Raw genomic sequence first — 22,436 nt, 5'->3', positions numbered from 1 at the left:
GGATGGAGAGACGAAGATGCGGCACCTGAAACCCATGGCCGCGGCGATCGCCCTGTGCATGGCCGCCGGGCCGGCGATCGGCCAGGCCAGGCCCGAACCCGAACTCGGCTATCAGCTGGTCGAGGGACAGAATATCAATGCGTTCGTTCGCGACGGCGCGGTGGCGGCGCACCTGTTGCTGCGTTCGGGCAATGACCCGCGCATCCTGGTCGCCTTCCCGGCGGGAAACAGCGGCGTCGGGTTGTGGTTCGACACGCTGGCCGCACCGGCGCAATGGGCGCTGGAGTCCGCACCGCAGCCCATCGACGTGCGCGACGCGCACGGCCGGCGGCTGAACGGCGTGCGGGCGGTGGCGTCGCTGACCGCGCCGAGGCTCGCGCTCAAGCAAGCGGTGCTGTCCAACGTCCGCTTCCTGCGCGACTATCAGGCGATCGGCCGCTTTCCGCCCGAAGTGGCGGTGAAGGCGCAGATCGACGGCAATCGCATCGTCTATGCGCGCGACCGCGTCGACGGCGCGCCGGGCTATCGGCTCGAGCTGCGCGTGGTCGAGGGGCGGGTGAACGCAGGCGGCATCGAGGCGGGCGCGGGGGGGCGGATCCGGCTGGAGATCATCGCGGCGACCGGCGACCCGGCGCTGACCGGCCTCAGCGAAGCCGAGCTGCTGAACGATCGCGCCGCCGCCGACCCGGCCGCGCGCAACGCGCTGCGCTTCCTCAGCTATCGCGAGAAGTTCCTGGCGGGCTCGTGGCGCTTCAACACCTATTTCGGGCGCGACACGCTGATGTCGGTGCGGCTGCTGATGCCCGCATTGCAGCCCGGCGCCATCGAAGCGGGGCTGAACGCGGTGCTCGCGCGGCTCGATCGCGATGGCGAGGTGGCGCACGAAGAAGCGCTGAGCGAGTTTGCCCTGCTGGAGCGCGGCGCGAAGGGCGAGGCGAGCGACGCGGCGACGCTCGACTACGCCATGGTCGACGACGATTACATGCTGGCGCCGGTGGCGGCGAGCTATCTGCTCGAGCGCGGCGACGCGGCGGCGGCGCGCGCCTATCTCGCCCGCGCAGTGGTGAGCGAGGCGCAGCCAGGCGCGCGCGACCCGGCCGGTGCGCTGCTGGTGCGCAACCTTCGCTTCGTCCTGAAATCGGCCGGCCCATTTGCCGCGTCGCCGACCACCGCCAAGCTGATCGCGCTCAAGCCCGGGCGTCAGGCCGGGCAATGGCGCGACAGCAATGAAGGGCTGGGCGGCGGGCGTTACGCCTATGACGTCAACGCCGTGTTCGTTCCTGCCGCGCTCGATGCCGCCGCGCGGCTGGCTGCCAGTGGGCTGCTCGACCCCTATCTGACCCCCGACGACCGCAAGGCTTTGGCCGACGCGGCCCGGATGGCGCGGGTATGGCGCGACCAGGCACCGTCGCGTTTCCGGGTGACGATGCCGGCCGATCGCGCGCGCAGTGCCATCAAAGGCTATGCCGCGACGCTGGGCATCCCGGCCGAACCCGCGCTGGCGACGCTGGGCCGCACGCCGCTCGTCTATCATGCAATCGCGCTCGATGCGCTGGGTAAGCCGGTGCCGATCCTGCATTCGGACGAGGGCTTCGCGCTGCTGTTCACACGGCCCGCGCCCGCCGACCTGGACGTCATGGTCCAGTCGATCATGCGCCCTTTCCCGGCCGGATTGATGACCGATATCGGCCTGGTCGTCGCCAATGCCGCGCTGGCCAGCCCCAAGCTCCAGGCGGACTTCACCCCCGCCAAATATCATGGCGCGGTCGTGTGGTCATGGCAGCAGGCGCTGCTCGCCTCCGGCCTCGAACGCCAGCTGGCGCGCGACGACTTGCCGCCGCCGACGCGGGCGCGGCTGCGCACGGCGCAGGCCGAGCTGTGGCGCGTGATCAAGGTCGGGCGCGAGGTCCAGAATTCGGAGCTCTGGTCCTGGGCATTCGCCGATGGCCGCTATCAGGTCGTGGCGTTCGGCGCGGGCAAGCAGGATGTCGACGAATCCAACGCCGCGCAGTTGTGGAGCACGGTGTATCTGGCGGTCCAGCCGCCCGCGAACTGACGCTCAGCGCGCCGCGAAGAAGCCGGTGATCGTCAGCCGGCCGACGCGCGGGTCGGGGCTGAGCGGCAGGTCCGGCGGAATCACCCCGCTGTGCAGCAGTGCGCTGCGGTAAAATACCGCGCGGTTGGGCTTTGCCACGACTTCGCACAGGCATTCGAATTGCGCGGTAGACCCCCGGATATAATCGGCGGGCGGCGGGCCGTCGCGGCGGACCTCGCGGTCGAGCGTCGCATAATATGCTGCGGTACGGTCGGGCCCGATCGTTTCGAACCCGGTCGAACGATGCCGGAAAAAGGCGGTGCCGCCGTGATCCGCTTCGCTCAGGAAATGCACCATCGCCACGCGCCCCGGCTCGGCACCGTCGATATGCGGGATGCGCTGTTCCAGGGTCAGGCGCTCGCGCGGCGTCGTCACGATCGCGAAGCAGAGGTCGATCACGCGCGCCGCGCCGGTGAGCCCGAACGCCTGCCCGAAGATCGTCGCCAGGATCGGCCGCGCGGCGTCGAGATAGGTCGGCGGCGCGGGCGCGCGAATGCCGGGATAGGCGGTCACCGGGACGCCGAACGTGCGCTCGGCGGCGAAGTCGCGCAGCGCCGCCGGGTCGGGCGCGAAATCGTCGACGATCACGATCGGCTCATGTTCGTGGCCGATCCGTCGACCGACGATCGTCGGCGCTGGTCCCGCGGATGCCGCCATGGTCAGGCGACCGCGCGCGTCGCGCCGATCAACTTGGCGATGGCGGCATCGTGGCGCGGCAGCGCCGGCACCGCGCGCGCGATCGCCCCGGCGACCTGTTCAACCTGGCGGCGGTTGGTTTCGGAATCGAACGTGTCCGCGATCGGGTTGTAGCCGCGGGGCACGATGCCCTGGCCGTGGAAAACCGCGAGCCAGCTCGCTTCGCGGAACAGTTCATCGGTTTCGACCATGATCCGCCCGGTGGTGCGGAAATGATGCTCGCGCTCGATCAACCCGTCGGGCAGCGGCATGTGACGGCAGTACTCCCACAGCGGCTCGGGCTTGTCGGTGGTCGCGTGGTAATGGAGGATCAGGAAGTCCTTGATATTGTCCATGTCGCGGCTGAACACCGCGTTGAACCGATCGGCGAGCGCGGGATCGCACGATTTGTCGGGCAGCAGCGCGAGCAGCTTGACGATCCCCGACTGGATCAGGTGGATGCTGGTCGATTCCAGCGGCTCGAGGAAGCCGGCCGCGAGCCCGATCGCGACGACATTGCCGATCCAGGCACGCCGCCGCCGCCCGGCCGTGAAGCGCAGGAAGCGGGGATCGCCCAGCGCCTCGCCATCGAGATTCGCGGCAAGCGTGGCGGCGGCTTCGTCGTCGCTGATAAACTGGCTGGAATAGACATAGCCGTTGCCGGTGCGATGCTGGAGCGGGATGCGCCACTGCCAGCCCGCGGCACGCGCGGTCGACCGGGTATAGGGCGTCGTTTCCGCCACGCGTGCGGACGGCATGGCGACCGCGCGGTCGCAGGGCAGCCAGTGCGACCAATCGTCATAGCCCGCCTCCAGCTCACCCTCGATCAGCAGCGCACGAAAGCCCGAGCAGTCGATGAACAGGTCGCCGTCCAGCCGCTCGCCGCGTTCGGTGACGAGCGCGGTGACGAAGCCGCTTTCGCCATTGCGCTCGACATGGGCAAGCTTGCCCTCGACGCGCGTGACCCCGCGCGCCTCCGCAAGGCCGCGCAAATAGCGGGCGTAGAGCGCGGCGTCGAAATGATAGGCATAGCCCAGCGTCGACAGGATCGAGCGCGGATCCGATGCGGGTTTGGCGAAGCGGTTGTCGTACGCCAGCTGGGTGGGCAGCGACAACGCATCGAGCGGCATATCGAGTCCCTCGCGCCGCGCCTTGAGCCAGCGATGGTGAAAGGCGACGCCGGGCAGGTTCACGCCATATTGGCCGAAGGGGTGGAAGTAGCGGTGATCGGGCCGCGTCCAGTCGACGAATTCGATGCCGAGCTTGAAGCTCGCCTTGGTTTCCGCAACGAAAGTGGCTTCGTCGATCCCGACCAGCTCGTTGAACCAGTGGATCGGCGGGATCGTGGCCTCGCCAACCCCGACGCTGCCGATATCCTCCGACTCGAGCAGCGTCACCCTGGCCGTCGCGCCCAGGGTGCGGCCGAGTGCCGCCGCGGTCATCCACCCGGCGGTCCCGCCGCCCAGGATGACAATCCGCTCGATCCGATCATTGGTCATGCCGACGGTCTAGCAAGACGCTCCGCCGATAGGAATGGGCCGGCTCGGACACGGTGCCCGCGCTGGCTGCGTCCCGTTTCGAGACGGTCGTTAACCATGATTTTTTCAGGCGCGAAATCGTAAACAAAGCGTTAACTTCGTACCATGTCGCACCTGATCCAACGCGGGCAAACCGCATTCGCCCCGGCGCCCCGCCACCCGCTGCGCGCACGGCTTAAGCTCGTTCGCCCGCGGGTGCGCGCGTCGAACGCCGATGATCAGGACCTGAAACTGTTCGTGATGAGCTTCACCGCCTTTTTCATCTGTTTCTATTCGATGATCGCCTGACCCGCAGCGCGGCGTTCAGTCGCACACGCGGTGCAGTTTCTGCGCGATCCACGCTGAAATCAGGCACATTCCAGCGACGATCAGCAGCATGTCCTCCGGCGTGACCTTCAGCACGGTGGTCGCGGTGATGACCGTTGCCGCCCCCACGACCATCGCGCCTGAATTGACGACGTTGTTCGCGGCGACGGTGCGCGCGGTCTGATCCTTGGTCACGGTCGTGGTCAGGAACGCATAGAGCGGCACCACGAACATGCCGCCAAAGATCGCGATCGCCGCTAGCGTGCCGAGCACCAGCATCGCCTGGGGCTGCAGGATGAAGGCGTCGATGCCATAGAGCGTGCCCGCCGGGGCGGCGGTCCACATCCGCGACTCGATCGAGAAGGCAACGATGAACACGGCCATCACCAGCACCGATGCCGGCGAATATCTGGCGGAGATGCGACCGCGCAGCATGGCGTTGATGATCACCGATCCGACCGCCACCCCGATCGAGAAGATGGCGATGGTCAGGCTGGCGACGCGTTCGTCGGCAGTCAGCACGTTCTTGACCAGCGGCGGGAAGATGACGATCAGCACCGCGCCGATCGCCCAGAAAAAGCTGATCGCGCAGATCGCGAGGAAAAGCCGCGGAATGTGCATCGTCGCGGAGACCAGCCGCCAGGATGCGGTGAAGGGATTGTAGTTGAGCGCGAGCGGCGGGCCCATGCGCGGTGCGGGCGGCACGAACCGGCCCGCCCACCAGCCGATCAGCGCCACCACGATCACCAGCGCCGCCGCCCATTCGACCGCGATCCAGCCCGCAATCACCGTCCCCATCAGGATCGACAGATAGGTCGCGGCCTCGACCATGCCGGTGCCGCCGAGCACCTCGTCCTCCTTCAGATGCTGGGGCAGGATCGCGTATTTGATCGGGCCGAAGAATGTCGAGTGCACGCCGAGCATCAGCACCGCGCTCAGCATGATGACGAGGCCCGCGGTGACCTGGCCCATCTGCGCCAGCATCAGGCCCGCCGCGCCGAACAGCATGATCACGATTTCCGCGGTCTTCACCAGCCGGATGATCCGCGCCTTGTCCATCGTATCGGCCAGCTGCCCCGACAGTGCCGACAGCGCGAAGAAGGGCAGCAGCGCAAGTCCCGTCGCCAGCGCGTTGAAATTGGATTCGACCGCCGGATCGTTGAAGATGTGATAGGTCGCAAACAGGACCATCGCGGTCTTGAACAGGTTGTCGTTGAAGGCACCGAGGAACTGGGTGATGAAAAGCGGCAGGAAACGGCGCTCCTTGAGCAATCCGAGCGCGTTGTTCATGTCTGGTGCGACCTGCTGAAATACCGGAACGGCCCTTGCCATAGCCGAGGGCGGGGAAAGGCCGCAATGGGCTGGCAGCTGGCGGGATTTCGACTAGGACAGGCGGCGACATGCTGACATTGCCCAACATCCTGACGCTCTCGCGCATCTTTGCCGTGCCGTTGCTGGTCTGGTGCCTGTGGTGGCCGGACTGGACGAGCGGCTATGCGGCGGCGTTCGCGCTCTACTGCCTGATGGGCATCACCGATTATTTCGACGGCTATCTCGCCCGCGCGCAGGGGACGGTGTCGAAGCTGGGCGTGTTTCTCGATCCGATCGCCGACAAGATCATGGTCGCCGCGGTCGTGCTGATGCTGGTCGCGACCGCGTGGATCCAGGGGGTGCACGTCATCGCCGCGCTGATCATCCTGCTGCGCGAGATCATGGTGTCGGGCTTGCGCGAATTTCTGGCGCAGCTCAGCGTTTCGGTGCCGGTCTCGCGGCTGGCCAAATGGAAAACGACGCTGCAGCTGATCGCGCTCGGGGCGCTGGTGCTGGCGGGAGCGGTCCCGCACCTCGCCTGGGTGCTGACGGTCGGCATCGTCACGCTGTGGCTGGCGGCGCTGCTGACGCTGGTGACGGGCTGGGACTATCTGCGCGTCGGCCTGAAGCACATGGACAGCTGAATGGCGCTCAGGCTTCTCTATTTCGCGTGGGTGCGCGAACGTATCGGCACGGGCGAGGAGCAGGTCACGCCGCCTGAAGCGGTCGCCACCGCCGTGCAGCTGATCGACTGGCTGGCGAAACAATCCGAAGCGCATGCCGCGGCGTTCGCCGACCGCGACCGGCTGCGTGTCGCGATCGACCAGAAATTCGCCGCGCTCGATACGCCGCTCGCCGGCGCGCGCGAGGTTGCGATCTTTCCCCCGGTGACCGGCGGATGATCCGGATCGCGGTCATGACGACGGCGATCGACGTCGCTGCCACGCTGGCGGAGGTCGAGGGCAACGGGGCCGGTGCGGTGGCAAGCTTTACCGGTATCGTCCGCCCCGACGACGGCGTGACCGCGCTGACGCTCGAACATTATCCCGGGATGACCGAGCAAGTGCTGGCGGCGATCGCGGAGGAAGCGGCGGCGCGCTTCGGCCTCACCGCGGTCAGCGTGACGCACCGGGTGGGGACGATGGTTCCCGGCGACCGGATCGTGCTGGTTGCCTGTGCCGCCGCCCATCGCCGCGACGCGCTGGCCGCGTGCACGATGCTGATCGACCGGCTCAAGACCGACGCGCCCTTCTGGAAGCGCGAACAGCGCGGGGAGCGTGCCGACTGGGTGACCGCGCGCGTTGCCGACGCGGAAGCTGCGGATCGCTGGCGAACGGCGTAACGAGCCGCGCCGCCCGGCCACTGGGGCCGGGGCGGCGCGGACGACCGATTACTCGGCCGGGGTTTCGGCAGGCGCGGCGGCCGGCGCATCCTGGCGCGGGATCAGCACGCCGTTCACGACATGGACGATGCCATTGGCCTGCTTCACGTCATACTGCGTGACATAGCTCTTGTTGCCGTTGACGTCGTTGAGCACGACCGCGTTGTTCTCGAGCTTCGCCGTGATCGGATCGCCGGCAACCGTGGTCAGCGTCAGCGTGCCGCCAGCTTCGGTCAGCTGTTTCGCCAGCGTCTGTGCATCCAGCGCACCCGCGATGACGTGATAGGTCAGTACCTTGGTGAGCAGGGGCTTGTTCTCCGGCTTCAGCAGCGTGTCGACGGTGCCGGGCGCGAGACGCGCAAAGGCGCTGTCGGTCGGCGCGAACACGGTGAAGGGACCCGGACCCGACAGCGTCGCATCAAGGCCAGCCGCCTTCACCGCGGAGACCAGGGTCTTCAGATTGTTCGCAGCCGCCGCATTTTCGACGATGGTCTTGGTCGGCACCATTTCCGCACCGCCGACCGTCGGGTTCGCCGTGGCTGGCGCGGTGGCTGCGGGCGTCGTGGCGGGGGTGGTGCCCGTCTGTGCCGATGCGGGCAGCGACACCAGCGCCGCACCGCCGAGGGTCAGGGTCAGAAAGGCTGAAAGGGGTTTCATGGGCGATACTCCGGACGTTTCGGTGATTGAAAAGGGAACCGCGTTTGACGCGCTTTGAAAATACGGGCGAAAGGCGGGTTGGTTTCGTCGCCCGACCCGGTTTTTGTTTCAGCGCAGCGCGGCGAGCACGCCGGCAAGCAGGCGAAAGTCGCGCTCGCGCGGGCTCGCCCTGCGCCAGATCAGCGCGATGCTGCGGGTCGCGCGCTCCGAATGGAGCGGCCGGGCAACGACGCGGGTGTGCGCCAGGATGCCGGCATCGACCGCCATCTTGGGCAGCATCGTGACGCCCAGGCCATTGTCGACCATCTGGACGATGGTGTGCAACGAGGTCCCGAGCATCGTCGCCTGACCGCGCAGTTCGGGATGGTTGCACGCGGCCAGCGCATGATCTTTCAGGCAATGGCCGTCCTCCAGCAGCAGGAGGCGGGTCTCGTCGATATCCTCCGCGACCACCGGCCCGGTGGGCGTCGTCGGTTCGCCGCCGGGAAAGGCGACATAGAGATGGTCGTCGAACAGCGGCGCGACCTCGACATCGCCGCAGACATAGGGCAGCGCCAGCAGGACGCAGTCGGTACGGCCATGCGCCAGCCCCTCGCACGCCGCCGCACTCGGCTCCTCGCGCAGGAACAGCTTGAGGTCGGGATAGTCGGCGCGCAGCCGCGGCAGGATGCGGGGCAGCATGAACGGCGCGATCGTGGGAATGACGCTCATGCGCATGTCGCCCGACAATGGCTTGCCGGCCGCGCGCGCCATGTCGCTCAGTTCTTCCGCCTCGCGCAGCACCTTGCGCGCCTTGTCGACGATCGCGTCGCCCAGCGGGGTGAACCGCACGACCCGGCGCGTGCGCTCGACCAGCACTATGCCGATCAGCGTCTCCAGCTCCCGAATGCCGGCCGACAGCGTCGATTGCGTGACGAAGCAGGTTTCGGCGGCACGGCCGAAATGCCCCGCGTCGCGCAATGCGACCAGATATTGGAGCTGTTTCAACGTCGGCAGATAGGAGGTGCTCATGCCGACCTGTTTATCGCCTGCGTCAATCAATCTCCAGAAAATAAACGATTTGAACACTGAGCCGAGTGACCTATATCGCAATGCAGCATGAATGCGGCGACGCAGCGAAGCGATGCCGGTCATTCGCGCTGGATCACTATTTTGGAGGATTTTTCGATGTTGACCGTTGGCGACAAGCTCCCGCAGTTCATCTTGCCGGTCCAGCAGGGCACCGACGCGCTGCCCGCGGGCGAGACGATCGATCTCACCACCGCCTTTCCGGGCAAGTGGAAGGTGCTGTTCTACTGGCCGAAGGACTTCACATTCGTATGCCCGACCGAGATCGTCGGCTATGCCGGCCTCAAGGCCGATTTCGAGGATCGTGACGCCGTGCTGATCGGCGCGTCGACCGACACCGCGCATGTCCACTTTGCGTGGCGTCGTTCGGACGAGGATCTGGCCAAGGCCGATTTCCCGTGGATCGCCGATAATGGCCGCGTCCTTGCCGATGCGCTCGGCATCGTCGACAAGGACGAGCATGTCGCGTTCCGCGCGACCTTCATCATCGATCCGGACAACATCATCCAGCACGTGACGGTCAATGGCCTGAACGTCGGGCGCAACCCGCAGGAAACGCTGCGCGTGCTCGACGCGCTGCAGACCGACGAACTGTGTCCGTGCAACTGGAACAAGGGCGAGGAACTGCTGCGCCCCGCGGCGTAAGCGTTTCTGCCCCTGCCAAAGGGCGCGATCCGGCCGGCTCCTCCTCCCTCCCGCCGGGTCGCGCCCTGCTTTACCCTTTCCAGCTATCGTCCCTTACCGCTTCCCGTCCCGGCACCGACGTTGCCGGGCGCGGGAGTCATTTGACCGGAGACTGACCGATGTCGCTCAAGGATTTTGCCGCGACGCTGCCCGATTTCGCCAAGGACATCCGCCTGAATGTCGGATCCCTGCTGAACGAGGCGACGCTCGACGATCAGAAGAAATACGGCCTGTTGCTGGCTTGCGCCCATGGCAGCGGACACAAGCCGCTGGTCGACGCGACCGAGGCCGAGGCGGCCGGCAAGCTGACCCCCGAGGCGGCCAATGCCGCGCGGGCCGCGGCGGCGGTGATGGCGATGAACAACGTCTATTACCGGTTCACCCACCTCGCCGGGAACCAGGAATATGCCAACCTGCCCGCGCGGCTGCGCATGAACGTCATCGGCGCGCCGGGGATCGACAAGGTCGATTTCGAGCTGTTCAGCCTGGCGGTCAGTGCCATGAACGGCTGCGGCAAGTGCATCGACGCGCACGAGCAGGTGCTGAAGCGCGCCGGCACGACCGCGGAGACGATCCAGAATGCGGTGCGCATCGCCTCCGTCATGAAGGCGGTCGCGACGGTTCACGCCGTCGCGGTCTGAACGTCGGAATCGGTCAGGCGAGGGCGGCGTAGAGGCTGAGCGCACTGGTGGCGGTCAGGACGACGCCGACCAGCCCGAGCAGGAAGCGCGGGCGGACGCGCTTGACCAGCATCGCCCCCAGCGGCGCCGCCGCGATCCCGCCGATCATCACGCCGATCGTCGCCTGGGTGAACGCCTCGATCCCCAGCGTGATCAGGAAGGTGATCGAGATCGCGGTGGTGAGCACGAACTCCGCCGTGTTGACGGTGCCGATCGTCATGCGCGGGCTCGCGCCCTGAACCAGCAGGTTGGACGTGACCACCGGCCCCCATCCGCCGCCGCCCGCCGCGTCCAGAAAGCCGCCGACCAGCCCGAGCGGCGCGATGACGCGCGGCTGGCGTGGCCGGGGCGGCGCGCCAAAGGCACGGAAGATCAGGTAGAGGCCGATCCCGGCAAGATAGGCCATGACGAACGGCCGCGCCCCCGAGCCGACCTTGACCAGCACATAGGCGCCGATCACCCCGCCCACCACGCCCGGAATGACCAGCCGGGCAAACAGGCGCCAGTCGACGTTGCGCTGGACGATGTGGCTGATACCCGACGCGGCGGTCGTGAACATTTCGACCAGATGGACGGCCGAAGAGGCGCGCGACGGCGGCACCCCGAGCAGGCTGACCATCAGCGTCGTCGAAATCGCGCCGAACGCCATGCCCAGCGCGCCGTCGACCATCTGCGCGGCAAAGCCGACCGCGATGAAGGGAAGGAGGCCGGCAATGTCAAATCCCATCAACACCGCCATCCTTCCGGCACCAACCGTGCGCTTCTTCCCGAAACTGCCATACCCGACAACATAGATCGAGTTTAGTGCGTGCAAGCCATGCCGCCATGTGTCTGGAAATCGGGCGACTGCACGCCTAAATTAGCGGATCGAACAGGGGGACGCGCCATGTTGCGGCGGTTGAGCGAGTATCTGGAATCGATCAAGGCCCGCGATCCGGCGCCGCGATCCCGGGCCGAAATCCTGCTGTATCCGGGCGTGTGGGCGATGGCGCTGCACCGCGTCGCGCACCGCCTGTATCGCGCTCGGCTGTTTTTCCTGGCGCGGGTGGTCAATCATTTTTCCCGCTTTCTGACCGCGATCGATATACATCCCGGCGCGACGATCGGCCGCAATTTCTTCATCGACCACGGGTTCAGCGTGATCGGCGAAACCGCCGAGATCGGCGACGATGTCACCATGTACCAGAACGTCACCCTGGGCGGTGCCAACCCGGTCGCCGGCGAGGGCGGCAAGCGCCATCCGACGATCCTCGACGGCGCGATCATCGGGGCGGGCGCACAGGTCCTGGGGCCGATCACGGTCGGCGCGCGCGCGCGGATCGGGGCCAATGCGGTCGTGACCAAGGACGTGCCCGAAGGCGCGACGATGGTCGGCATTCCGGCCAAGCCGACCCTGGTCGAAGCGGCGACCTATCAGCGCGACTTCATGCCGTACGGCACGCCGTGCAGTGAGATGTACGATCCCCAGACGCAAAAGCTGGAACTGTTGCGCTGCGAGATCGAGACGCTGCGCAAGCGGCTGGACGAAGCGATGGCCGAACGCGGCCAGGCGGAGCGGCGCGACCACGGCTGATGGGAATCGTCACGCCGTTTCCCGCCGCGCGGGTGCCCGGGCAGGTCGGGTTCGAACGCGCCGAGCTTGCCCGCATCCTCGATCTCTATGGTCGGATGGTCGCGGCCGGCCATTGGCGCGACTATGCGATGCGGCTCGATGCGGAGGTGGCGATGTTCGCCGCCTTTCGCCGCGCCGCCGAACGCCCTGAATTCCGGATCGAGAAGCGCCCGGCGCTGCGCCAGCGCCAGGGACAATGGGCGCTGATCGCCGAAGGTGGCGCGGTGCTGAAGCGCGGGCACGAACTGGGCCCGGTGCTGGCACCGATCGAGCGGCGACTGGTCAAACTGGTCGCGGGCTGACCGGCACGTCGCCGATCAGCCCGCGAGCAGCACCCGATGATCGCGCGTTCAGGCGCGCGCCGGCATCTGGGTGGGTGGCAGGGTGTGGCTCAGGCTGCCCAGCCGGGCGACCACCAGCCGCCGCATCGGCTGCCAGAATGCGGACAGGGTGAGCAGCGCCGACCCGATCACCAGCCCGGTGAACGCGGTACCCAGCTCGACCGCGCCCGCGCTGCGGAACAACGCGTAGAGCGCATACAGCACATAGGCGAGCGACGAGACGAGCAGCGCGCGGCGGTCGACGGCGAGCGCGACGATCGCGAACAGGATGTAGAGCGCGAACACGATCATGGCGACGGGCACGCCGACATCGCCGTCGAACACGCCCAGCATCTGGAAGATCGGATGCGCGATCATCGGCGCGGCGGCGAGATGCAGCCAGAACGCGACGTCGGAACGGCGGGTGCGGCGTTCGCGGTCGCTCATGTCCCAGCGCATCGCCAGCGCGAAGATCGCAAGGCCGCCGATCAGGACGAGCGGCCAGGCGCGCGCGCCCATGTCCGGAAATGCCGAGAAAACCAGCCCGATCGCGGTGGCGGCCAGCGCGACCGCACCGGCGGCGACCGTGATCGGCACCATGAAGCGCCGCCAATGGATGTAGGTCGCACCAGCCGTGATCAGCGCGATGCCCGCCCCGATCGCCGCGTCGAGGCGGTCGGGCAGGTCGGGGTTGAGCGTGGCCAGCGCGCCGACCAGCGCACCGCCGACCCCGCCGGCAAAGGCGAGCAGCAGCAGAATGCTGGGCAGCGCCATGCGCCGTTTGCGCGTGAAATATTCGGCCAGGAACCACGCCGCGCCCGCCACGCCGACCCCGCCGAGCGCCGGCGTGATCGACTGACCGACCTGGCCGATCGCGAACAGGACCAGCACGAGGGCGATGGCGACGAAGATATCGTTGAAACCGGTCAGCAGCCGGAAATGTTCTTCATCGACGGTCGGCGCCAACCGCAGCGACGCGACATGGTTGCGAAACGCGGTCGCCATTTCGCGCGGGACCACCCCCGCCTCCACGGCATTGTCCAGATCGGACTCGCTGTACATGGCCTCCTCCTCCTTCGTGTGCGGAAGCGATCATGCCAGAGGTGTCTTAATCAAGCAATACAGCTCGTGCGAGCGAAGGTTTTGGTCGCATATGCTGAGTCTAAGCGGAAAATGGAGGCTTTCACGAACTTCAGCCAAGTTCTTCTGTCGCCCCCCGGCACAAGGCCGGGGTGACGAGGAGAAGGTGGCCGGGCTTTTTTTCCTGGCCGGACCCTCAATTGCCCGCCAGCCGCGCGAAGATCGACTGCGCCTGCTCGCTGCCCGACTGGGGCACGATCTCGCCCGTGCGGTCGGTTATCGCAGCCCAATGCGCGGCGACGCCCTCGGGGGTCAGATCTTCGCCCGCCAGCCTGATGCCGCGGGTGAGCGTGACATAGCTCGCCTGGAACACGCCAGCGCCGGCGCCGACGATCGCGTTGGTTGGCGCATCCTGGCTGACCAGATAGAGCGCGGCGGGGACGACGGCGTCGGGGTTGAACGCGTCGAATGCGGCTTCGGGGAAGATGTCCTCGGTCATGCGCGTGCCCGCGACGGGCGCGATCGTGTTGACGCGGATGTTGTTCTTCGCCCCTTCGAGATAGAGCGTCTTGGTCAGGCCGGCGAGGCCGAGCTTGGCGGCGCCGTAATTCGCCTGGCCGAAATTGCCGAACAGGCCGGTCGACGACGCGGTCATCAGGATGCGGCCGTAATTCTGCGCGCGCATCGTTTCCCACACCGCCTTGGTGCAATGCGCCGAACCGTTCAGGTGCACGTCGACGACGAAGCGAAAATCGGCCGGCTCCATCTTGGCGAAGCTCTTGTCGCGCAAGACGCCGGCGTTGTTGATCAGGATGTGGACGCCGCCCCAGCGGTCGCAGGTTTCGGCGACCATCGCGGCCATCTGGGCGTAATCGGTGACGCTGCCCGCGTTCGCGATCGCTTCGCCGCCCAGCGCGACGATCTCCTCAACCACCTTCAGCGCGGCGTCGCTGTGCCCGGTGCCGTCGCGCGCCACGCCGAGATCGTTGACGACCACCTTCGCGCCGCGCCGCGCCAGTTCGAGCGCATAGGCGCGCCCCAGGCCGCCGCCCGCACCAGTGACGATGGCAACCTGATTGTCGAAACGGATGGTCATGGGCGTCGTCCTCTCGCGCAGTTCAGTTGGCGCGAGTGGTGACGTGAGGCAGGCGGTTCGTCAAATCCGTTACGGGATGCACGGCCCGGCATCCGGGCCGTGCATCCGAACCACGCATCCGGGGCCGGCAATCAGCCGCCACGCTGGCGGCAATTGTCGTACTGGCCGCGCTTGCACAGCGGATATTTCTCCATCGGGGCGGGCGCGGGGAACGCCTGGTCGGGGCTGACCGACTGCTGCACGATCACCTTCGCGCCCGGTTGCGGCGTGCCCTGCAGCGCCGGGCCGGACGGCATATAGCCGCCTGCCGGATCGGCCGCATCGGCGGCGGGTGCGGGCGTCATCGGCGATGTTGATGCGGTCGGGCCGCTCATGGGCTGCTGGGCCATCGGCTGCTGCGCGGGCGCGGTCATCCCCGCGTCTGGAGCGGGGGCAGTCGGTGTCGTCGGCTGCTGGGTGGGGGTCTGCGGCATGGTCTGCGCCAACGCGGGCGCACTGACCGCAAGCGCCGCGGCAAGGGCGATGAGTTTCATGGTGTTCCTCCTACGCATACGGGCGCGCAATCAAGCGCACGCATGCAAAGGAACGATCCTCGCGGGAATTTTATCCCTCATGGTCTGATCGCACTCCATTGACCCGCTCACCCTGGGTAGCCGCTGAGCCCTTCGACTGCCTGCCAAGACAGGCGCTCAGGACAGGCTTCGCCAAGCTCAGCCCCTACTCAGGATGAGCGGGTTTGGTGCTTCCGACGCCCGACCCAGCGGCACCTGCTGGCGCTCAGGCGCCCGAATCGAGCGCGTAGCCAGCGGAGCGGACGGTGCGGATGATGTCGGGCCGGTTGCCGCGGTTGATCGCCTTGCGCAGTCGGCGGATATGCACGTCGACGGTGCGGCTTTCGATGTCGCTGTCATGCCCCCAGACCGCGTCGAGCAGGCGTTCGCGGCTGAACACCCAGCCGGGATGCTCGAGGAAATGCTTGAGCAACCGGAATTCGGTGGGGCCGAGCGGCACGACTTCGCCGCCGCGCCGGACCTTATGGCCGACCGTGTCCATCTCGATATCGGCATAGGTCAGCTGCTCGCCCGCCAGCGCGGGACGGACGCGACGCAGCACCGCGCCGACGCGCGCGACCAGCTCGCGCGGCGAAAACGGCTTGGTGACGTAATCGTCCGCGCCGGTTTCGAGGCCACGGACCCGGTCCTCCTCTTCGCCGCGCGCGGTCAGCATGATGATCGGGACATTGGCGGTCTCCGGCATCCGGCGCAGCCGGCGGCAGACCTCGATGCCCGAAAGCCCTTCGACCATCCAGTCGAGCAGCACGATATCGGGCGTCGCTTCCTTGGCGAGCAGCAGGGCTTCCTCGCCGTCGGGGGTCTGCTTGACCTCGAAATCTTCCCGCTTGAAATGCCAGATCAGCAGCTCGGCCAGCGCCGCGTCGTCCTCGACCAGCAGCATCTTCACCCGCGCCATATGTTCCACCCTTGTCCTTCGGTCGTGCTCACTGATCGGCGACCGTCTCGATGCGCTCGCGTTCGGCCATGTGATCGCCGGTCGCCGCATAATAGACCATCTCGGCAACGTTGGTCGCCTGATCGCCGATCCGTTCCAGATTCTTGGCGATGAACAGCAGGTGCGCGGCCTGGCTGATGCTCTTTGGATTTTCCATCATGAAGGTGACGAGCGCGCGGAAGATGCTGTTGTAGAAATCGTCGACCGCGCGGTCGCGCTCGCAGACATCCATCGCGGCTTGCGCATCGCGCGCGGCAAAGGCGTCGAGCACGTCATGCAGCATCTCGCTCGCCAGGATCGCCATCGCCGGCAGCACCGACAGCGGCTCGATATGGCGGTTGTCCTCCATCGCGGTCACGCGCTTGGCGATGTTCTTGGCATGGTCGCCGACCCGCTCCATGACCCCCGCGATCTTCATCGCCGCCACGATCTCGCGCAGGTCGTCGGCCATCGGCGCGCGCAGCGCGATCAGACGGATCACCAGCCGCTCGATCTCGTGCTCGAGCGCGTCGATGCGCTTGTCGCCGTCGACGACGCGCTGCGCGGCGGCGGCGTCGTGCTGGACCAGTGCCTCCATCGCCGCGCCGATCGCGGCTTCGGCCAGCCCGCCCATCTGCGCGACCAGCCCGCGCAGCTCGCCCAGCTCGTCGTCGAAAATCTTGACCGTATGCTCGCTCACGCTACGCAACCCCGCCTTAGCCATAACGGCCAGTGATATAATCCTTGGTCCGCTCTTCGCGAGGATTGGTGAAGATTTCCGACGTCACGCCGTATTCGACGAGGTTGCCGAGGTGAAAGAAGGCGGTCCGCTGCGACACCCGCGCGGCCTGCTGCATGTTGTGCGTCACGATGACGATCGCGTACTTTCCGCGCAGCTCGTGGATCAGCTCCTCGATCTTGGCGGTGGCGATCGGGTCGAGCGCCGAACAGGGCTCGTCCATCAGGATGACTTCGGGATCGACCGCGATGGCGCGCGCGATGCACAGCCGCTGCTGCTGGCCGCCCGACAGCGCGGTGCCGCTGTCGTTCAGCCGGTCCTTGACCTCGTCCCACAACCCCGCGCGACGCAGCGACTGTTCGACGATGCGGTCCATGTCGGCCTTGCCCGGGGCCAGGCCGTGGATGCGCGGGCCATAGGCGATGTTCTCATAAATCGACTTCGGGAACGGGTTGGGCTTCTGGAACACCATGCCGACACGCGCGCGCAGTTGCACCACGTCCATCGCGGGGGAATAGATGTTCTCGCCCTCCAGCGTGATCTCGCCGTCGACCCGCGCGATCGGGATCGTGTCGTTCATGCGGTTGAGGCAGCGCAGAAAGGTCGACTTGCCGCAGCCCGACGGGCCGATGAACGCGGTCACATTCTCCATGTCGATGTCGATCGACACGCCCTTGATCGCGTGGGTCGACCCGTAATGGACGTTGACGTCGCGCGCCGCCATCTTGGTGTGCGGCGCGTTGCGCAGCGCTGGCGCGGCGAGCGGGGTGGCGAGTTCATTCATTACCAGCGGGTCTCGAATCGGTTGCGGAGGTAGATGGCGATCGCGTTCATCGCGAGCAGGAAGACCAGCAGCACCAGGATGGCGGCGCTGGTCTTTTCGACGAAGCCGCGGCTGATCTGGTCCGACCACAGGAAGATCTGGACCGGCAGCACGGTCGCGGGATCGGTGAAGCCGCCCGGCGGCTGCGAGATGAAGGCGCGCATTCCGATCATCAACAGCGGCGCGCTTTCGCCCAGCGCGCGCGCCATGCCGATGATCGTGCCGGTCAGGATGCCGGGCAGCGCGAGCGGCAGGACATGGTGGAACACCACCTGGATGCGGCTGGCGCCGATGCCGAGCGCGGCGTCGCGGATCGACGGCGGCACGCCCTTGATCGCATTGCGCCCGGCGATGACGATCACCGGCATGATCATCAGTGCGAGCGTCAGCCCGCCGACGATCGGGGCCGAGCGCGGCAGGTGGAGCGTGCCGAGGAACACCGCCAGGCCGAGCAGGCCGAAGATGATCGAGGGCACCGCGGCAAGATTGTTGATCGACACCTCGATCAGGTCGGTCCAGCGGTTCTTGGGCGCGTATTCCTCGAGGTAGATCGCGGACAGCACGCCGATCGGAAAGGCGATCAGCAGCGTGACGATCATGGTCAGCAGCGACCCCTTGAGCGCGCCCCAGATGCCGACGGCGGTCGGGTCGGTCGAGTCGGCCTGGGTCAGGAAGGTCGAGTTGAACCCGCGGGTCAGCACGCCGCGCTGTTCGAGCGTCGCGACCAGCGCCTCGGCCTCCGGCGTGCCCTGCCCGCTGGCGGCCTCGGCGATCGGTGAGGCGACGGGTACGTCGACCGCCGCCTTGCGCGACAGCAGCGTCGGATCGCGCTTCACCGCCTCGCGTACCTCCAGCCAGGCGGTGGGCGAAATGATGTCGAGCCCCGCCGGACCGAATGCCTTGACCGCGGCGTTGGCGGTCGCATCCTCGATCCCCGCGCCGGCAAGCGCGAGGTCTGCGCCCTTGTCATCGAGGCGGTCGGCGGTGACCTTCAGCTCGGCGGCGGCGAGGTCGAGGGGAAGCGCCACCTCGACCCGCGAAAAGCCGCCGATGCCGTTCATCAGCATGGTGATCAGCAGGAAGGCGAGGAATCCGGCGGAGAGGGTCACCGCCGCCAGCCCGAGCAGGCGGAAGCGGCGCTCTGCGGCATAGCGGCTGCGGATGCGCTTCTGCATCGCCGACGTCGTCCAGTCGGTCGGCGCGCGGATCGCGGGTTCGGCGGTGCCGGTCGGCACGGGGGCGACGATCGACTTACTCATAAGCCTCGCGATACCGTTTCACGACGCGCAGCGCGACGATGTTGAGCAGGAAGGTGATGACGAACAGCGTCAGGCCGAGCGCGAAGGCGGCGAGCGTCTTCGGGCTGTCGAACTCGGCCTCGCCGGTCAGCAGGTCGACGATCTGCTTGGTGACGGTGGTTGCGCTTTCGAACGGATTGAGCGTGATCGTCGCCGCGCCCGATGCGGCCATCACGACGATCATCGTCTCACCGATCGCGCGGCTGACCGCCAGCAGGATGCCGGCGACCACGCCCGGCAGCGCGGCGGGCAACAGCACGCGGCTGATCGTTTCCGACGTTGTCGCGCCCATCGCCAGCGACCCGTCGCGCATCGCGGTCGGCACCGCGGCGATCGAATCGTCGGCCATCGACGACACGAACGGGATGATCATCACCCCCATGACCAGCCCGGCGGCGAGCGCGCTTTCCGAACTGGCATAGGTAAAGCCGATCGCAACGGCGAAATCGCGAACCAGCGGCGCGACGGTCAGCGCGGCGAAATAGCCGTAGACGACGGTCGGCACGCCGGCGAGGATTTCCAGGATCGGCTTCATCCACGCGCGCACGCGCGGCGCGGCATATTGGGTGAGATAGATCGCGCTCATCAGCCCGAACGGGATCGCCACCAGCATCGCGATGACCGCGCCGATGAAGAAGGTGCCCCAGAACAGCGGCACCGCGCCCAGCGTCTCGCCCGGATCGGTGGCACTGATCACCTGCGGGCTCCAGCGCGTGCCGAACAGGAAATCGGTGACCGGCACGATCGCGAAGAAGCGCGCGCTTTCGAACAGGAGCGAGACGAAGATGCCGACCGTCGTCAGGATCGCGATCAGCGATGCGACGAGCAGCGCCAGCATCACCGTGTTCTCAACGCGCGTGCGCGCGCGGAACTGCGGCTGGACGCGCGTATAGGCAAAGGCGCCGCCGGCAAAGGTCAGCAGCAGCGCGACCGCGGTGCCGATCCAGCCATAGCGTGCCTGTGCGTCGGCATAGATCGGCGCTAGCGTCTCCGCCAGCGGGTTGAAGGCGCCATAGGCGGTGCCGTTGGCCAGGTTGCGCGCTTCGGCGATCACCGCCGCGCGCTCGAAATCGATCGCGGGCAGGCCGGCGGCGGCCGGGCTGGCGATGACCGCGCTCTGCACCAGCGCGGGCGAGAGGATGTTCCACACCGCGAGGAAGATCAGCCCGGGCAGGACGGTCCACATCGCCATGTACCAGCCATGCTGCGACGGCAGCGAGTGCAACCGTTTCGCGGCACCGGCATCGAAACCGGCGGCGCGCGCGCGCGCCACCAGCCAGCCGATCAGGCCCATGCCCAGAATCAGGAACAACAGGACGAAGATGTTCACGAACGACGGGTCTTCGTGTCGGGGCGGACGCCGGATGCGGCGGCGGCCGTCGCGGTGAGGCGGGCGGGCGGCACGATCAGTTCAGGTCCTCGGGCTTGAGGGTGATTTCGTTGTCGATGATGTTCTTCGAGTTGAAGCGGACATTCGTCGACGCCGCGATCATGCCGCGCTTGACCAGCGGGCCGTCCGGCGCCCACGCGTTCGCATAGGCCTCCAGGAACGCGCGCATGCCTGGGATCGGGCGGATATGCTGTTTCTTGACATAGATGAACAACGGACGCGCGCCCGGATACCGGTTGGTCGCGATCGTCTGATAGCTCGGCTCGACCCCGTCGATCGGCACGCCGCGCAGCCGGTCGTCATTCTCCTCCAGATAGCTGAAGCCGAAAATGCCGATCGCGTTGGGGTTGGTCGACAGGTTCTGGACGATCAGATTGTCGTTCTCCCCCTTGTCGACATAGGCCGCGTCGTCGCGGATGCGCGTGCAGACATTGGCATAGCGGTCAGGGTCCGGCCCCTTCTTGATCGCGGCGGCCTCCGGATAGGCTTCCTCGCACCCCGGAGCCAGGATCAGCTCGACGAACGCGTCGCGCGTGCCGCTGGTGGATGGGGGGCCGAACACCTGAATCGGCAGCGCCGGCAGCGCGGGATTGACGTCGCGCCAGGTGCGCCGCGTGTTGGGCTGGCCCATCGGGTTGGCGGCGAGCGCCAGATAGATGTCCTTCTTGGTCAGCGACAGCTTCGGCCCCTGGAGCGATTCGGCGAGCGCCACGCCGTCGGTGCCGACCTGCACCTCCATCACGCCGGTCACGCCATTTTCCGTGCAGTTCTGAAGCTCCGAGGCATAAAGGCGCCGCGAGGCGTTGAGAATGTCGGGGTGCTGCGATCCGACGCCTGCGCAGAACAGTTTGATGCCCGCGCCGGTACCGGTCGATTCGATCACCGGGGCCTTCAGGTTGGGATTGTTGTTGACGAGCTGCTCGGCGACGATCGTGGTGAAGGGATAGACCGTCGACGACCCGACGACCTTGATCTGGTCGCGTGCCGCCCCCTGATCGCAGGAAACGAGCAGAAGGGAGGATGCCGCGACAATCGCCAGACGGCTGGTCATGAGTATCTCCATCGCTGATGCCGGTTCGGCCCCCGGCCGGCGGCTAGCATCGCGTCATGGTGCCTGTGTTGCAGCGACGTTACGGCTTGATGACAGCTGCGACGATGGCAACAGCACCGTAACAACCGTGCCGACGCCCGGCGTGCTCGCGATATCCATGCGCCCGCGATGGCGTTCGACGATATGCTTGACGATCGACAGCCCCAGCCCGGTGCCGCCGGCCGCACGGCTACGCCCCGAATCAACGCGATAGAAGCGCTCGGTCAGGCGCGGCAGGTGTTCGGGCGCGATCCCCTCGCCCTCGTCCGCCACCGCCAGCCGGACCATCGGTCCCCCGTCGTGGCGAAGCGCGATCGTCACCGGGGTACCGGGCCGACCATATTTCATCGCGTTGCCGATCAGGTTGTAGAGCACCTGGCTCAACTGCGCGCGATCGCCCTTGACCGGCGGCGCGTCGCGCAGCTCGGTGATCAGGTCGCCGCCGCGTTCGTCATTGGTCGCAGCCAGCGCCTCGCGCACTTCCTCGATCAAGGCGCGCAGGTCGACCTGCTGGTCGGGCTCGCGATATTTTTCGGCCTCGATCCGCGACAGGCTCATCAGGTCGTCGACCAGTCGTCGCATCCGCACCGCTTCGGCCTGCATCACCTTAAGGAAACGCGCGCGCGTTTCCGCGTCCTCGCCGGCCTCGTCCTGCAGCGTCTCGATGAAGCCGAGCAGCGAGGCGAGCGGGGTGCGCAGCTCGTGGCTGGCGTTGGCGACGAAATCGACGCGAATCTTCTCCGTCGCGTAGCTGCCCGTCCGGTCGATCAGGTGGACGATGCGGGCGCCGCTGGCGATGACGCGCACCCGCATCTCCCAGCGCTGGTCCCGCGTACCCAGCCCGACCAGGTGGATCGGCTCGCTCGGCGGCTCGCTGCCGCTCAGCAGGCGTTCGGCGGCGGCGGGATGGCGGATCGCCAGGCGGACATCCTCGCCCATGATGTGGCGGCCGAGCAGCGTGCGCGCGCCGTCATTGGCGTGGACGACGCGATTGTCGACGACGACGAGCACCGGGTCGATGATCGCTTCGACCGCCTCGTCGAAGGGCATTTCGGTCGGCGGTGGCGCGACCGGCTCCGGTTCGATCGTGCGCTCGCGCGCCTCG

The 22,436-nt window shown here is 67.2% G+C and carries 25 protein-coding genes; 9 read left to right on the top strand and 16 right to left on the bottom strand.

Translation table 11 applies throughout. The features are described 5' to 3' along the window. Positions 1-16: 16 nt before the first annotated feature. A complete protein-coding gene (locus tag AX709_RS12890) occupies positions 17-2,056 on the top strand; it encodes a hypothetical protein (RefSeq protein ID WP_066549844.1) in 2,040 nt (679 codons plus the stop codon). Between the two features lie 3 nt (positions 2,057-2,059). Here the strand turns inward: AX709_RS12890 and AX709_RS12885 are convergent, their stop codons facing one another. After that, positions 2,060-2,752 carry a DUF6445 family protein gene (locus AX709_RS12885; RefSeq protein ID WP_066549841.1) on the bottom strand — a complete coding sequence of 231 codons (693 nt, stop codon included), beginning with the start codon at positions 2,750-2,752 and terminating at the stop codon, positions 2,060-2,062. A 2-nt stretch (positions 2,753-2,754) separates the two neighbouring features. Then, positions 2,755-4,269 carry a tryptophan halogenase family protein gene (locus tag AX709_RS12880; protein ID WP_066549840.1) on the bottom strand — a complete coding sequence of 505 codons (1,515 nt, stop codon included), beginning with the start codon at positions 4,267-4,269 and terminating at the stop codon, positions 2,755-2,757. Positions 4,270-4,413: 144 nt separating this feature from the next. Here AX709_RS12880 and AX709_RS12875 point away from each other — a divergent pair, with 144 nt between their 5' ends. After that, a complete protein-coding gene (locus AX709_RS12875) occupies positions 4,414-4,596 on the top strand; it encodes a hypothetical protein (RefSeq protein WP_066480764.1) in 183 nt (60 codons plus the stop codon). Positions 4,597-4,611: 15 nt separating this feature from the next. Here the strand turns inward: AX709_RS12875 and AX709_RS12870 are convergent, their stop codons facing one another. Further along, positions 4,612-5,904, bottom strand: coding sequence for an MFS transporter (locus tag AX709_RS12870; protein ID WP_066480765.1), 1,293 nt, complete (start codon positions 5,902-5,904; stop codon positions 4,612-4,614). A gap of 110 nt (positions 5,905-6,014) precedes the next feature. Between AX709_RS12870 and pgsA the strand changes: the two genes are divergently transcribed. From pgsA to AX709_RS12855, 3 genes are read left to right on the top strand one after another with little or no spacing between them, the layout of a single operon-like run. Continuing rightward, complete coding sequence (pgsA, locus tag AX709_RS12865) at positions 6,015-6,569, top strand: CDP-diacylglycerol--glycerol-3-phosphate 3-phosphatidyltransferase (protein WP_066549839.1); 555 nt, start codon at positions 6,015-6,017, stop codon at positions 6,567-6,569. Beyond that, positions 6,570-6,827, top strand: coding sequence for a molybdopterin converting factor subunit 1 (moaD, locus tag AX709_RS12860; RefSeq protein WP_066549837.1), 258 nt, complete (start codon positions 6,570-6,572; stop codon positions 6,825-6,827). A 14-nt stretch (positions 6,828-6,841) separates the two neighbouring features. After that, positions 6,842-7,267, top strand: a complete 426-nt coding sequence (locus AX709_RS12855; protein WP_331709716.1) for a molybdenum cofactor biosynthesis protein MoaE — start codon at positions 6,842-6,844, stop codon at positions 7,265-7,267. Between the two features lie 48 nt (positions 7,268-7,315). On the opposite strand, the gene AX709_RS12850 is transcribed toward AX709_RS12855, so the two are convergent. Then, on the bottom strand, positions 7,316-7,963 hold the full coding sequence (locus tag AX709_RS12850; protein WP_082730960.1) for a fasciclin domain-containing protein: 648 nt from the start codon (positions 7,961-7,963) through the stop codon (positions 7,316-7,318). Positions 7,964-8,071: 108 nt separating this feature from the next. Continuing rightward, positions 8,072-8,974: a hydrogen peroxide-inducible genes activator gene (locus tag AX709_RS12845; RefSeq protein ID WP_066480770.1), complete on the bottom strand. Its 903-nt coding sequence runs from the start codon at positions 8,972-8,974 to the stop codon at positions 8,072-8,074. A gap of 156 nt (positions 8,975-9,130) precedes the next feature. Between AX709_RS12845 and AX709_RS12840 the strand changes: the two genes are divergently transcribed. Together AX709_RS12840 and AX709_RS12835 are read left to right on the top strand one after the other, a co-directional pair. Continuing rightward, positions 9,131-9,676 (top strand): peroxiredoxin, encoded by a 546-nt coding sequence (locus AX709_RS12840; protein WP_066480858.1) that lies wholly within the window; start codon positions 9,131-9,133, stop codon positions 9,674-9,676. 158 nt (positions 9,677-9,834) lie between these two features. Next, complete coding sequence (locus tag AX709_RS12835) at positions 9,835-10,356, top strand: carboxymuconolactone decarboxylase family protein (RefSeq protein ID WP_066480773.1); 522 nt, start codon at positions 9,835-9,837, stop codon at positions 10,354-10,356. A gap of 13 nt (positions 10,357-10,369) precedes the next feature. Here the strand turns inward: AX709_RS12835 and AX709_RS12830 are convergent, their stop codons facing one another. After that, positions 10,370-11,122, bottom strand: coding sequence for a sulfite exporter TauE/SafE family protein (locus AX709_RS12830; protein WP_231726136.1), 753 nt, complete (start codon positions 11,120-11,122; stop codon positions 10,370-10,372). A 159-nt stretch (positions 11,123-11,281) separates the two neighbouring features. Between AX709_RS12830 and epsC the strand changes: the two genes are divergently transcribed. Then, the gene (epsC, locus tag AX709_RS12825) at positions 11,282-11,968 is read left to right on the top strand and encodes a serine O-acetyltransferase EpsC (RefSeq protein WP_066549831.1); all 687 of its coding nucleotides are present in this window, start codon (positions 11,282-11,284) and stop codon (positions 11,966-11,968) included. Next, positions 11,968-12,309, top strand: a complete 342-nt coding sequence (locus tag AX709_RS12820) for a DUF2794 domain-containing protein (protein ID WP_066480777.1) — start codon at positions 11,968-11,970, stop codon at positions 12,307-12,309. The genes epsC and AX709_RS12820 overlap by 1 nt, the downstream gene beginning before the upstream one ends. 48 nt (positions 12,310-12,357) lie before the next feature. On the opposite strand, the gene AX709_RS12815 is transcribed toward AX709_RS12820, so the two are convergent. The 10 genes from AX709_RS12815 to AX709_RS12770 all read right to left on the bottom strand — a co-directional run. Beyond that, on the bottom strand, positions 12,358-13,389 hold the full coding sequence (locus tag AX709_RS12815) for a hypothetical protein (protein ID WP_066549828.1): 1,032 nt from the start codon (positions 13,387-13,389) through the stop codon (positions 12,358-12,360). 214 nt (positions 13,390-13,603) lie between these two features. Beyond that, entirely contained in the window at positions 13,604-14,503 is a 900-nt protein-coding gene (locus AX709_RS12810; RefSeq protein WP_066549825.1) for an SDR family NAD(P)-dependent oxidoreductase, read from the bottom strand. Positions 14,504-14,634: 131 nt separating this feature from the next. After that, the gene (locus tag AX709_RS12805; protein WP_066549817.1) at positions 14,635-15,036 is read right to left on the bottom strand and encodes a hypothetical protein; all 402 of its coding nucleotides are present in this window, start codon (positions 15,034-15,036) and stop codon (positions 14,635-14,637) included. Between the two features lie 244 nt (positions 15,037-15,280). Further along, a complete protein-coding gene (phoB, locus tag AX709_RS12800) occupies positions 15,281-15,973 on the bottom strand; it encodes a phosphate regulon transcriptional regulator PhoB (RefSeq protein WP_066480785.1) in 693 nt (230 codons plus the stop codon). A gap of 28 nt (positions 15,974-16,001) precedes the next feature. After that, entirely contained in the window at positions 16,002-16,691 is a 690-nt protein-coding gene (gene phoU, locus AX709_RS12795; protein ID WP_231727524.1) for a phosphate signaling complex protein PhoU, read from the bottom strand. Between the two features lie 16 nt (positions 16,692-16,707). Further along, positions 16,708-17,514: a phosphate ABC transporter ATP-binding protein PstB gene (pstB, locus tag AX709_RS12790; protein WP_066480789.1), complete on the bottom strand. Its 807-nt coding sequence runs from the start codon at positions 17,512-17,514 to the stop codon at positions 16,708-16,710. Next, positions 17,514-18,812: a phosphate ABC transporter permease PstA gene (gene pstA, locus AX709_RS12785; protein WP_066549812.1), complete on the bottom strand. Its 1,299-nt coding sequence runs from the start codon at positions 18,810-18,812 to the stop codon at positions 17,514-17,516. Before pstA ends, pstB begins: the two co-directional genes overlap by 1 nt. Next, entirely contained in the window at positions 18,805-20,181 is a 1,377-nt protein-coding gene (gene pstC / locus AX709_RS12780; protein ID WP_066480792.1) for a phosphate ABC transporter permease subunit PstC, read from the bottom strand. The genes pstA and pstC overlap by 8 nt, the downstream gene beginning before the upstream one ends. Before the next feature lie 76 nt (positions 20,182-20,257). Then, the gene (locus AX709_RS12775) at positions 20,258-21,292 is read right to left on the bottom strand and encodes a substrate-binding domain-containing protein (protein WP_066549971.1); all 1,035 of its coding nucleotides are present in this window, start codon (positions 21,290-21,292) and stop codon (positions 20,258-20,260) included. 54 nt (positions 21,293-21,346) lie between these two features. Then, the coding region (locus AX709_RS12770; protein WP_066549808.1) for an ATP-binding protein at positions 21,347-22,436 on the bottom strand (1,090 nt) is incomplete at its 5' end.

It is taken from the genome of Sphingomonas sp. CCH15-F11 (genome assembly GCF_001557005.1).
Lineage (GTDB): Bacteria > Pseudomonadota > Alphaproteobacteria > Sphingomonadales > Sphingomonadaceae > Sphingomonas.
The sequence above is the reverse complement of the archived record's forward strand: the minus strand, read 5'-3'. Positions and strand labels throughout refer to the sequence as shown.